Origin of the sequence: Kitasatospora sp. NPDC059812 (assembly GCF_042732075.1) — a bacterium.
In the GTDB taxonomy this organism is placed as follows: Bacteria; Actinomycetota; Actinomycetes; order Streptomycetales; family Streptomycetaceae; genus Kitasatospora.
Genome location: NZ_JBHWIO010000077.1, coordinates 1 through 13,169 on the forward strand (window position 1 = coordinate 1; position 13,169 = coordinate 13,169).

At 74.7% G+C, this 13,169-nt stretch carries 4 protein-coding genes; all 4 read right to left on the minus strand.

Annotated features, from left to right (window positions below):
* Window positions 1-2,603, minus strand: a 2,603-nt coding sequence (locus ACFV6D_RS29765) for an amino acid adenylation domain-containing protein (RefSeq protein ID WP_380561816.1), incomplete at its 3' end; no start/stop codon positions are given.
* Window positions 2,604-2,761: 158 nt separating this feature from the next.
* A complete protein-coding gene (locus ACFV6D_RS29770; protein WP_380561818.1) occupies window positions 2,762-12,325 on the minus strand; it encodes an amino acid adenylation domain-containing protein in 9,564 nt (3,187 codons plus the stop codon).
* A gap of 181 nt (window positions 12,326-12,506) precedes the next feature.
* Entirely contained in the window at window positions 12,507-12,719 is a 213-nt protein-coding gene (locus tag ACFV6D_RS29775) for an MbtH family protein (RefSeq protein ID WP_063349684.1), read from the minus strand.
* A 61-nt stretch (window positions 12,720-12,780) separates the two neighbouring features.
* Window positions 12,781-12,909, minus strand: coding sequence for a hypothetical protein (locus tag ACFV6D_RS29780; RefSeq protein ID WP_380427297.1), 129 nt, complete (start codon window positions 12,907-12,909; stop codon window positions 12,781-12,783).
* Window positions 12,910-13,169: the final 260 nt, after the last annotated feature.

Consider the following 13,169-nt stretch of genomic DNA (forward strand, 5'->3'; position numbering starts at 1 on the left):
CCGCGGATCTTGACCTGGTCGTCGGCGCGGCCGAGGAATTCCAGGATGCCGTCGGTGGTCCAGCGGGCGAGGTCGCCGGTGCGGTACATCCGCTCGCCGGGCTGGCCGTAGGGGCAGGCGACGAAGCGTTCGGCGGTGAGGGAGGGGCGGCCGGTGTAGCCGCGGGCGAGTCCGGCGCCGGCGATGTACAGCTCGCCTGCCACGCCGGCGGGTACGGGCTGCAGCGCGGTGTCGAGCACGTACGTCCGGGTGTTGGCCAGCGGGCGGCCGATCGGCACCACGTTCGGGACCGCCGAGGAGGGGGTCATGGTGAAGGTGGTCTTGATGGCCGTCGTCTCGGTGGGCGCGTAGACCGCGACGACGGAGGTGTCCGGGCACGCCTGGAACAGCCGGCGGACGGCCTCGGGCGGGACGACGTCGCCGCCGGTCCACACCTGCCGGACGGCCCGGAAGGCCTCCGGCGTCTCCTCGGCCATCAGCCGCAGCAGGCCCGAGGGCGCCTGGACCAGGGTCACCCGGTGGGTGGTGATGGTCTCGGCGAGGCGCCGGATGTCCAGCTCGCCGGGCTCGGCCAGCACGATCGCCCCGCCGGTGACGAGCGGTGCCCAGATCTCGGTGGTGGAGGCGTCGAAGGCGGTGGGCGAGTGCAGCAGGACGCGCTCGTGGTGGCCCGTGCGGAAGTGCTGGTTGCCCAGCAGGTCCACCACGTTGCGGTGGGTGACGGCGACGCCCTTGGGCAGGCCGGTCGAGCCCGAGGTGTACATCACGTAGACCAGCTGGCCGGGGTGCACGGGCACGGCCGGGTCGCCCGCCTCGGGGGCCGTGGCGAGCAGCGCGTCGGTGACCTCGACGGTGGCGAAGCCGCCGGTGGCGAGGACCGGATGCCCGTGGTGGGCCGGGTCGGTGAGCAGTAGGCCGGTGCGGGTGTCGGTGAGGATGTGCTGGAGCCGGTCCAGCGGGTAGCGGTCGTCCAGCGGGACGTACGTGCCGCCCGCCTTGGCGATCGCGAGGACGGCCGTGAGCAGCCCGGCGGAGCGCTCCATCAGCACCGCCACCGGCTGTTCGGTGGTCAGGCCGCGCGCCAGCAGCAGGGCGGCGAGGCGGTTGGCGCGGCCGTTCAGCTCGGCGTAGCTGAGCTGTTCGGCGTCGGTGATCAGGGCGGGGGCGTCGGGGGTGGCGGCGGCCTGGGCCTCGAACAGCCGGGGCAGGCTGGTGTCGGGCACTGGTGCGGTCGGTCCGTTCCAGCCGGTGAGCAGGTGCTCGCGTTCGGCCGGGTCGAGGATCTCGATGCTGCCGATCGGGGCGTCCGGGTCGGCGGCGACGGCGCGCAGGATGCGCAGCAGCCGCTCGGCGAGGGCGGTGGCGGTGGCGTGGTCGAAGAGGTCGGCCGCGTAGTCGACGGCGCCGCGGACGCCGAGGCAGTCGCCGTCCGCCGTGAGGTGCTCGACGAAGTTGAAGTTCAGGTCGAACTGGGCCTGGGCCTCGCCGGCCTCGACCGGCCGGGCCGTCACCGGGCCGAAGGCGAGATCGCCGGCCCGCTCCGTGTTCAGGGTGACGAGCGACTGGAAGAGGGGGTGGCCGGCGGTGCGGGTGGGGTTGAGGTGTTCGACCAGGCGCTCGAAGGGGATGTCCTGGTGGTCGTAGGCGTCGAGGTCGGTGCGGCGGACGCGGTCCAGCAGTTCCCGGAAGCTCGGGTTGCCGCTGGTGTCGGTGCGCAGCAGCAGGGTGTTGACGAAGAAGCCGACCAGGTCGTCGAGGGCTTCGTCGGTGCGCCCGGCGACGACGGTGCCGATCGGCAGGTCGGTGCCCGTACCGAGGCGGGTGTAGAGGGCGGCGACGGCGGCTTGCAGGGCCATGAAGAGGCTGGCGTTCTGCGTGCCGGCCAACTCGGCCAGCGCGGTGTGCAGTTCGACGTCGAGTTCCAGCTCCGCGGCGCCGCCCCGGCGGGTGGGCGCGGTCGGGCGGGGGCGGTCGTAGGGGAGTGCAAGCTCCTCGGGGAGGCCGGACAACGCCTGCTGCCAGTAGGCGAGTTGCAGGGAGACGACGCTCTCGGGGTCGTCCTCCTCGCCGAGCAGCTCGCGCTGCCAGAGGGTGTAGTCGGCGTACTGCACCGGCAGCGGCTCCCACTGCGGCTCGGTGCCGGCGAGCCGGGCCTCGTAGGCGGTGGCGAGGTCGCCGAAGAGCGGGGCGACGGACCAGCCGTCGCTGGCGATGTGGTGCGTCAGCAGCAGCAGGACGTGCTCGCCCGGCGAGGGGAGGGCGTACAGCCAGGCGCGGACGGGGAGATCGGCGGCGAGGTCGAAGACCTGCCCGGCGTCCTCGCGCAGCCGCTCGGACAGCTCGGCCTCGTCGGCCACCGGCACCCGGTGCAGCGGCGGGCGCCCCTGGTCGAGGATGTGCTGGTGGGGCTGGCCGTCGGTGGTCGGGAAGACGGTGCGCAGCACCTCGTGCCGGGCCACCACGTCCCACAGCGCGCCTTCGAGGGCGGCGGCGTCGAGCTCGCCGGTCAGCCGGAGGGCGAACGGCGTGTTGTAGAGGGCGCTCGGGCCCTCGAACTGCTCGATGAACCAGAGCCGCTGCTGGGCGAACGACAACGGGATCAAGGTCTGCCTCCGACTGGCGACTTACGGGTGCTGTGACTGCTGGGGCTGGTGTGTCTGGTGGGGTTCGGCGGTCGCGGGACGCGGCGGGCCGCGCCGCCGGCCGGGCCGGCGGCGGGCGCGCGTCCTGCGGTGGACGGGGCCGCGAGGTGGGCGGCAGGTCAGGCCGGGCCGCCCGGGCGGCGCATCGGCCGCAGGGCCGGGCGGGCCTTCTTCGGCGCGGCCTTCTGTTCGCGCTCGGGCAGGACGGCGGCCAGGGCGGCGACCGTGGGGGAGTCGAACAGGGTGCGGATCGGCAGCTCCGTACCGAGGGCGGCGCGGATGCGGCTGACCAGCCTGGTGGCGAGCAGCGAGTGGCCGCCGAGGTCGAAGAAGCGGTCGTCGATGGTGACGGTGGTGAGTCCGAGGACGTCGGCGAAGAGTTCGCAGAGCGTTTGTTCGGTGGTGTTGCGGGGGGCGCGGCCTTCGGTGGTGCCGGTGTAGTCGGGGGCGGGGAGGGCGCGGCGGTCGACTTTGCCGTTGGCGGTGACGGGGAGGGTGTCGAGGATGACGACGGCGGCGGGGAGCATGTAGCTGGGGAGGGTGTCGGCGACGGCTGCGCGCAGTTCGCCGGCGGTGACGGTGTCCGCGCCTGTGCTGGCGAGGGTGGTGTAGACGACGAGGCGTTTGTCGCCGGGCTGGTCTTCGCGGACGTGGGCGAGGGCTTGGCCGACGGCGGGGTGGGCGGTGAACGCGGTTTCGACTTCGCCGAGTTCGATGCGGAAGCCGCGGATCTTGACCTGGTCGTCGGCGCGGCCGAGGAATTCCAGGATGCCGTCGGTGGTCCAGCGGGCGAGGTCGCCGGTGCGGTACATCCGCTCACCGGAAATGAACGGGCAGGCGACGAAGCGTTCGGCGGTGAGGGAGGGGCGGCCGGTGTAGCCGCGGGCGAGTCCGGCGCCGGCGATGTACAGCTCGCCTGCCACGCCGACGGGTACGGGCTGCAGCGCGGTGTCGAGCACGTACGTCCGGGTGTTGGCCAGCGGGCGGCCGATCGGCACCACGTTCGGGACCGCCGAGGAGGTCGGCATCGGGAACTGGGTCGCGCACAGGGTCGTCTCGGTCGGCCCGTAAAGCGCTCGCACCGCGATGCCCGGGACGGCCTCCAGCACCCGGCGGACGGCCGGGGCGGAGACGACGTCCCCACCGGTCAGCACCTCGCGCACACCGGTGAAGATGCCCGGGTCCTCCTCCGCGATGACGCGGAACAGCCCGGCGGTGACGTGCACGTGGGTGAGCCCGTGCGCCCGGACCAGCTCGCGGATGGCGGAGGCGTCCAGGTCGCCCTGCGGCGCGACGACCACCTGGCCGCCGGAGAGCAGCGGCGCCCACAGTTCATAGGTCGAGGCGTCGAAGGCGTGCGGCGCGTGGAAGAGCACCCGCAGCCCGTCGGGGTGGTGCCAGCACGGGTCCGTCGCGAGCTGCACCACGTCCCGGTGGGTGATGGCGATGCCCTTGGGCACCCCGGTGGATCCGGAGGTGAACATCACGTACGCGAGCTGCTCCGGGTGGAGCCCGGCGGGCTGGGCGCGCCGCCTGCGCGGGCCGTCGAACCAGCCCTCGGTGAGCGGCAGGACGGGGCAGGGGGCGTCGGTGGCCAGCGGGTGGCCCTGGTGCGCGGGATCGACCAGGACGAGCGCCGCCCGCGTCTCGGCGGTGATCTGCCGCAGCCGCTCGGCCGGGTGCCGGTCGTCCAGCGGGACGTAGGTGCCGCCGGCCTTGGCCACCGCCAGGATCGCCGTCACCAGGTCGGCGGAGCGGTCCATCAGCAGGATCACCGGGGTGTCGGCGCCGACGCCCGCCTCGGCGAGGTGGGCCGCCAAGTGTTCGGCCCGGGAGTCGAGTTCGGCGTAGTTGAGCTGTTCGGCGTCGGTGATCAGGGCGGGGGCGTCGGGGGTGGCGGCGGCCTGGGCCTCGAACAGCTGCGGCAGGCTGGTGTCGGGCACCGGTGCGGTCGGTCCGTTCCAGCCGGTGAGCAGGTGCTCGCGTTCGGCCGGGTCGAGGATCTCGATGCTGCCGATCGGGGCGTCCGGGTCGGCGGCGACGGCGCGCAGGACGCGCAGCAGCCGCTCGGCGAGGGCGGTGACGGTGGCGTGGTCGAAGAGGTCGGCCGCGTACTCGACCGCCACCGACAGGCCCGCCTGGGAGTCCTGTTCGGTGAAGCGGAAGGACAGGTCGAACTTGGCCACGTCCAGCTCGAAGGGGTGGTCCGCGCAGGCCAGGTCGCCGAAGGCGGCGGGCACCGCCGGGCCGCTCTCCAGGGCGATCAGCGACTGGAAGAGGGGGTGGCGGGTGGTGCGGGTGGGGTTGAGGTGTTCGACCAGGCGCTCGAAGGGGATGTCCTGGTGGTCGTAGGCGTCGAGGTCGGTGCGGCGGACGCGGTCCAGCAGTTCCCGGAAGGTGGGGTTGCCGGTGGTGTCGGTGCGCAGCAGCAGGGTGTTGATGAAGAAGCCGACCAGGTCGTCGAGGGCTTCGTCGGTGCGTCCGGCAACGGGGGTGCCGAGCGGGAGGTCGGCGCCCGCGCCGAGGCGGGTGTAGAGGGCGGCGACGGCGGCTTGCAGGGCCATGAAGAGGCTGGCGTTCTGCGTGCCGGCCAACTCGGCCAGCGCGGTGTGCAGTTCGGCGTCGACCTCGAACTCGGCGGCGCTGCCCCGGTGGCTGGGAACGGTCGGTCGCGGCCGGTCGTAGGGGAGCGCCAGTTCCTCCGGGAGGCCGGACAACGCCTGCTGCCAGTAGTCGAGTTGTTCGGTGAGCAGGGCGGTGGGCTGCTGCGGGGCGCCGAGGAGTTCGTGCTGCCAGAGGGCGTAGTCGGCGTACTGCACGGGCATCGGCTGCCACTGCGGTGCGGTGCCGGCCAGTCGGGCCTGGTAGGCGGTGGCGAGGTCGCGTAGGAGGGGGGCGACGGACCAGCCGTCGGTGGCGATGTGGTGCATGAGGACGAGCAGGACGTGTTCGTCGTGCGGGAGGGAGAGCAGCGTCGCGCGGACGGGCAGGTCGTGGGCGAGGTCGAAGACCTCCCCGCCGGCCTCGGCCAGGGCGGCCCGGAGTGCCGCCTCGGTGGCCACGGGTATGGTCCGCAGGATCGACTCGGGGGCCTCGGCGACCAGTTGGTGCGGCTGGCCGTCGGTGGTCGGGAAGACGGTGCGCAGCACCTCGTGCCGGGCCACCACGTCCCGCAGCGCGCCTTCCAGCGCGGGGCGGTCGAGGGCGCCGGTCAGCCGGAGGGCGACGGGCGTGTTGTAGAGCGCGCTCGGGCCCTCGAACTGCTCGATGAACCACAGGCGTTGCTGCGCGGAGGACAACGGGACGCGCTCCGGCCGGGTGACGGGCCGCAGGGCCGGGCGGGCCGCGCCGGAGGCGGGCAGGGCGGCGGCCAGGGCGGCCACCGTCGGGTGGTCGAAGAGCGCGCGGATCGGCAGCTCCGTGCCGAGGGCGGTGCGGACGCGGCTGACCAGCTTGGTGGCGAGCAGCGAGTGGCCGCCCAGGTCGAAGAAGCTGTCGTCGATGCCGACCGAGGCCAACCCGAGGACCTCGGCGAAGAGTTCGCAGAGCGCCTGCTCGGTTTCGGTGCGCGGGGCCCGGCCGGCGGCGGCGCCGCTGTAGTCGGGGGCGGGCAGGGCGCGGCGGTCGACCTTGCCGTTGGGGGTGACGGGCAGCGCGTCGAGGGTGACGATCGCGGCGGGCACCATGTAGCCGGGCAGGCGGTCGGCGACGAAGGCGCGCAGCTCGTCGGGCCGGACGGGGCCCGTGACGTACGCGACCAGGCGTTTGTCGCCCGGCTGGTCCTGGCGGACCACGGCGACGGCCTGGCCGACGGCCGGGTGGGCGGTGAACGCGGCCTCCACCTCGCCGAGTTCGATCCGGAAGCCGCGCAGCTTGACCTGGTCGTCGGCGCGGCCGACGAACTCCAGTTCGCCCGTGGTGGTCCAGCGCACCACGTCGCCGGTGCGGTACATCCGGCCGCCGGGCTCGCCGAAGGGGCAGGCCACGAAGCGCTCGGCGGTCAGGCCGGCGCGGCCGACGTAGCCCCGGGCCAGCCCGGCGCCCGCGACGTACAGCTCACCGGCGACGCCGACGGGGACCGGGCGCAGCCCGGCGTCCAGCGCGTACACCCGGGTGTTGGGCAGCGGCCGCCCGATCGGGACGGCGGCCGGGACCTCGGCGGCGGTGGCCATCGGGTGGCGGGTCGCGAAGGTCGTGGTCTCCGTCGGTCCGTAGCCGTTCACCACCCGCAGGCCGGGGCAGTGCTCCAGCACCCGCCGGATGGCGGCCGGCGAGACGATGTCCCCGCCCGTCCACACCTCGCGCAGCCCGGCGAAGGTCTCCGGGGCCTCGGCGGCCAGCACGTTGAAGAGCCCGACCGTCATCCAGGCGGCGCCGACCCGCCCCTGGCCGATCGCGGTCGCCAGCTCGGCGACGCCGAGCCGCCCGGCGGGGGCGACCACCACGCGGCCGCCCGAGAGCAGCGGCACCCAGAGCTCGTAGGTGGAGGCGTCGAAGGCGACGGGGGAGTGCAGCAGGACGCGCTCGTGGCCGCCGCCCGCGAACGCCCCGCCGAGCGCGAGGTCGACCACGGACCGGTGGGTGACGCCGATGCCCTTGGGCACGCCGGTCGAGCCGGAGGTGTGCATCACGTACGCCAACTGGTCGGCGCTCAAGGGGAGTCCGAGGTTCCCGGCGGTGTCGTCGCCCTCGGGGTCTCGTGCGCCCTCGGGGTCGAGCACGTCCAGTCCGGTCAGCGCGGGGTGTGCCCGGTGGGCGGTGTCGGCCAGCACCAGCCGGGCCCCGGAGTCCGCGAGGACGGCCCGCAGGCGCTCGGCCGGCTGCGCGCCGTCCAGCGGCACGAAGGCGCCGCCGGCCTTGAGCACGGCCAGGATCGCCACCACCAGGGCGGCCGAGCGCTCCATCAGCAGCGCGACGGGGGTCTCGGCGCGGACCCCGGCCTCGACCAGTCGCACCGCCAACCCGTTGGCCCGCGCGTTGAGTTCGGCGTAGGTCAGCTCGACGTCGTCGGCGGTGAGCGCGACCGCGTCGGGCGTCTCGGCGGCCCGCGCCTCGAACAGCTCGGGCAGTGCGGCCTCCGGCAGCGGCGCGGTGGCGCCGGTCCCGCCGGTCAGCAGCCGCTCGCGCTCCTCCTCGGTCAACACCTGGACGGCACCGACGAGTTCGGCCGGGTCGGCGACGATCCGGTCGAGCAGGGCGAGGAAGCGGTCCAGCAGGGTGCGTGCCTCGGCGGGGGTGAAGGCGTCGGGTCGGTGGTCCAGGCGCAGTTGGAGGCCGTCGCCCGGGGTGAGGGCCAGCAGCAGCGGGTAGTGCGCGCTGTCGACGTCCTCGACCAGGGTGACGTGGGTGGTGCCGCTCGGGTCGGCCTCGTCCAGGGCGGACGGGTCCGGGTAGTTGCCGTACACCGTGACGGTGTCGAACAGGCTGCCCACTCCGGCGAGTTGCTGGATCTCGGTGAGGCTGAGGTGCTGGTGGTCCAGCAGCGCGGACTGCTCGTGCTGGAGGCGCAGCAGCAGCTGCCCCCAGCTCTCGGCCGGGTCGAGGGTGACGCGCACCGGCACGGTGTTGATGAGCAGGCCCACCATCCGCTCCACGCCCGGCAGGTCGTGCGGCCGGCCGGAGACGGTGGTGCCGAAGAGCACGTCCTCGCGCCCGGTGAGCCGGGCCAGCAGCACGCCCCAGGCGGCCTGGACGAGGGTGTTGAGGGTGACGCCGTAGCGGCGGGCGGTGCGGGCCAGCGCCTCGGTGGCCGCCGGGGTGAGGCCGGTGTGCAGGCGCAGCGGCAGCTGCGGGGCGGCGGCGGAGCGGCCGGGGGCCAGCAGGGTGGGCTCGTCGGCGCCCGCCAGGGCCTGGGCCCAGGCGGCGCGGGCGGCGGCGCCGTCGCGCCGGGTGAGCCAGCGCAGGTACTCGCGGTAGGGGGCGGCCGGGGGCATCGGCTGCTGGAAGTACAGGCCCCACAGCTCCTCGGCGAACAGCGGGGTGGACCAGCCGTCCAGCAGGATGTGGTGCGCGGCGGCGATCAGCTGGTGGCGCCCGGGGGCGAGGGTGAGCAGGGTGTAGCGCAGCAGCGGCGGCCGGGCGAGGTCGAAGCGGCGGCCGTACTCGGCGGCGGCGATCCGCGCGGCCTCGGCCTGCGGGTCGGCGTGTGCCGTCAGGTCGATGGCGGTGAAGGGCAGTTCGGCGCCGTCCGGTACGGCCTGCACGGGCGGGCCGTCGGGGCGCTGGTGGAAGCCGGCCTTGAGGTTGGGGTGGCGCAGCAGCAGCGCCTCGGCGGCGGCGCGCAGCCGGTCGGCGTCCACCGGGCCGGTGAGGTCGAAGGTGCAGACGGAGGTGTAGACGTCGGCGCCGTCGGTGTCGTACGCCGCGTGGAAGGCCATGCCCTGCTGGAGTGGCGAGGTGGGCCAGACGTCCACCAGGCGGGCGGGGGCGTGGTGTTGGGCGAGCTGGTCCAGTTCGGACTGGCCGAGGGTGACGAGCGGGAAGTCGGAGGGGGTGTGTCCGCCCGCGTCCGGCCGGTCGGCGTGCTCGGCGAGCGCGTGCAGCGCGGTGAACCACGCCTCGGCGAGCGCGGCCACGCGCTCCTCGGCGAGCAGCCCGGTGGCGTAGGACCACTGGGCGACCAGCAGCGGGCCCTGCGGGGTGTCGACGGTGGTGGCGTCGAGGCCGAGCACCCGGCCGAGCGCGAGGCCGGTCGCGGCGCCCTCGCTCATCGCCTCGGTGCCGGCGAGCACGTCCTCGGCGGTGACGCCCTCCGGCGCGAAGCGGCCCAGGTAGTTGAACTCGACCTGCGGATCGGCGTACCCCTCCAGCACGGCGGCGGTGGCCGGGTTGAGGTGGCGCAGCAGGCCGTAGCCGATGCCGTTGTCCGGGACGGCGCGCAGCTGCTCCTTGACCCGGCCGAGGGCCCGGCCGAGCCCGGGGCCGGCCGCGGTGACCTCGGACCAGGGCAGCGCCCCGGGGGCGAGCCGGACGGGGTAGAGGGAGGTGAACCAGCCGGCGGTGCGGTGCAGGTCGACGCCGTCGACGACCTCCTCGCGGCCGTGGCCCTCGGCGGTCACCAGCACGGCGCCGTCCGGACCGGTGGTCGCCGCGCCGCGCCAGTGGCCGAGGGCGAGCGCCAGCGCGGTCAGCAGCACGTCGTTGACCTGCGCGTGGTAGGCGGCCGTGACCCGGGTCAGCAGCGCCTGGGTGGTCTCGGCGGGCAGCACGAGCCGCAGGACGCCCTCGGTGGCGTAGGTGTCCCGGGCCGGGTCGAGCGGGCGCGCGCCGAGCAGCGGGTCCGGGGTGGCCAGGGCGGCCTCCCAGAGCGGGAGTTCGGCGGCCCGGCGGTCGGTCCCGGCCTCGGCGGTGAGCCGCTGGGCCCAGCGGCGGAAGGAGGTGGGCACCGGCGCCAGCGCCACGGCCCGGCCCTCGCGGACGGCGGCGAGCGCGGTGAGCAGGTCCTCCTCGACGATGCGCCAGGTGACGCCGTCCACCGCCAGGTGGTGGATCACGAGCAGGAGCTGCGGGGGCAGGCCCGGCCCGGCGTCGAACCGGACGGCCTGGAGCATCCGGCCGTCCTCGGGCGAGAGGCGCCCGCGGGCGGCCTCGGTCTCGGCGCGCAGCGCCTCCTGGGTGGCCGGCCCCGCGACGTGCCGCAGCGCGGCCCCGGCGGGGACGGCGCCGGGGGCGGGGACGTGCAGCGTCCAGGGGCGCTCGGCGAGCGGGGAGGTGCGGGCGCGGAAGACGTCGTGGTGGTCGAGCAGCGCCTGGAGGGCCGTGGCCACGTGCTCGGGCCCGCTCCCGGCGGGGAGGGTGAGCAGGGTCGACTGGTAGAAGCTCTCGACGGCGCCGTGCTGCGCGGCCAGCCAGTGCACGATCGGCGTCGGCGGCACCTCGCCGAGGCCGGCGCCGGCGGGTTCGGCGACGACCGGCCCCTCCAGCGGTCGGGCGATCCGGGCCAGCGCCTCGACGGTCGGCGAGAGGAACACCTCGCGGGGGGTGAGCTGCAGCCCGGCGTGCCGGGCCCGGGAGACGAGCCGGATGGCCACGATGGAGTCGCCGCCGAGCTCGAAGAAGGAGTCCGTGACGCCCACCGCGGGCAGGCCCAGCACCTCGGCGAAGAGCCGGGCGAGGGTGTGCTCCAGCTCCCCGGCGGGGGCCCGGCCGCCCTCCTCGGCGGCGGCGAAGACCGGCGCCGGCAGGGCGCGCTTGTCCACCTTGCCGTTGGGCGTGAGCGGCAGCCGGTCGAGCACCACGACGGTGGGCACCATGTGGTCGGGCAGCCGCTCGGCGCAGTACGCGCGCAGTTCGGCCGGGTCGGCGGCGCCGACGGTGTAGCCGACCAGGCGGCGCTCGCCCGGGCGGTCCTCGCGGACCAGCACCACGGCCTGGCGCACCTCGGGGTGGGCGGAGAGGGCCTGCTCGACCTCGCCGAGCTCCACCCGGAAGCCGCGGATCTTCACCTGGTCGTCGGCCCGGCCGACGAAGTCCAGCTGCCCGTCCGGCCGTTGGCTGCCGAGGTCGCCGGTGCGGTACATCCGGTCGCCGGGCTCGCCGAAGGGGCAGGCGACGAAGCGCTCGGCGGTCAGGCCGGGGCGTCCGAGGTAGCCCCGGGCCAGGTGCGGGCCGGAGACGTACAGCTCGCCCACGGTGCCCGGCTCGACCGGGCGCAGCCGCTCGTCCAGCACGTGGATGCGCACGTCCTGGCAGGGGTGGCCGATCGGGGGCTGCTCCTCGCCGGTGAGCGGCTCGCTCATGGTGACGATGACGGTGGTCTCGGTCGGCCCGTAGCTGTTGAGCATCAGGCGGTCGCGGCCGCAGCGGGCGGCCAGTTCGCGCGGGATGGCCTCGCCGCCGCCGATCAGGGTGCGCAGGGAGGGCAGCGGCACGTCCGGCAGGGTGGCCGCCATCGCGGTGGCGATGTCGGCGTGGGTGACGCCGTACTGCTCGATCAGCGCGGCCAGCGGCTCGCCGACCAGCTGGCTCTGCTCGCGGGGGAGCACCAGGGCGGCGCCGGTGGAGAGCGCCACGGCCAGGTCGGAGACGGAGACGTCGAAGCTGAGCGAGGCGGCCTGGAGCACCCGGCTGCCGGGGCCGACCCCGGTGGCGGCGACCTGCGTGTCGATCATGCTGGGCAGCCCGGTGTGGGTGACGGCCACACCCTTGGGCACTCCGGTGGAGCCGGAGGTGTAGATCACGTACGCGGTGTTCCCGGCGCTCAGCGGCCGCACCCGCTCGGCGGCGGTGAAGGGGGTGCCGGCCTGGGCGGCCAGCTCGGCGAGGTGCCCGGGGTCGTCGAGCAGCAGCCGGGGGGCGCCGGTCCCGGGCAGCTGGGCGGCGGCCTCGGCGGTGGTGAGCACCAGGGCGGCGCGGGAGTCGGTCAGCATGTGGCGCAGCCGCTCGGCGGGGTAGGCCGGGTCGGCGGGCAGCCAGGCGGCGCCGGTCTTGGCCACGGCGAGGATCGCGGCGACGGCCTCGGGGGACTTCGGCAGGGCGAGCGCGACGATGTCCTCGGTGCCCAGGCCGCGGGCGGCGAGCACCCGGGCCAGCCGGTTGGCGCGGGCGTCCAGCTCGGCGTACGTGAGGGTGGTGCCCTCGGCGTACAGGGCTGGGGCCTGCGGGGTGCGGGACGTCTGGGCGTCGACCAGCGCGGTCAGGGTCGGCCGCTGGTCGGCTCTGTGCGTCTGCTGGACCCCGGACATGTGGCTCTCTCCCTCGTACGGCTGGCCCCCGCGGTGGCGGGAACGGCTTGCTCGGCGACCTTCGGGGCGGTCGGCCCGGGCGGTCGATGGAGCGGCGGCGCGGTGGCGTGGTGGCGCGGTTCTGGCGGTTCTGGCTGTTCTGGTGGTGCGGTGGTGCGGTTTCGGCGCTGGGCTGCCGCGGTCAGTGGCCGGACTGCTGGGCGAGCAGGCTCTTCGGCCGCAGGTCCTGCCAGTGCTGTTCGACGTAGTCGAGGCAGTCCTGTCGGCCGGCGGCGCCGAAGGCCTGCTGCCAGCCGTCGGGCACCGGGCTGAAGGCCGGCCACAGCGAGTGCTGGCCCTCGTCGTTCACCAGGACGAGGTAGCTGGCGTCGGGGTCCTCGAACGGGTTCGCCATCGTCGGTTTCCTCTTTGTTGGGAGAAATTTCGGGGAGGGGGGAATTACGCCGGAGCGCGGCTCACGGACCCCAGCCGGAGTCGGCGTTGGGCGCCGAGACGAGGGCGGCGGCGGCCAGGGGCGCGTGCGGGTCGGCGCTGCTCTGGACGCCCAGTCCGGCGACCAGCAGAACGGCGAGAATCCCGAGCATATGGTGAATGCGAACGGCAAGATTCTTCATCGTTAATTCCTTTTTCCGAGGGGGCGGTCGGCCCTCTTCGCTCGGAAATTCATCCTGCCGAGGCTCAAACGGGGGTGGAAGCTCTGGCCATGATCGGGAACACGCATTGCGGGAACCGGAAGCCCGAACAGACCATGTCAAAAACAGACAGATCTGATCCAAAGAGTGCCTGGCACTGTCAGATCAGTGGTGGGAACCGGTCACTGGCGAGGGTTTCGGTCAAACCACGC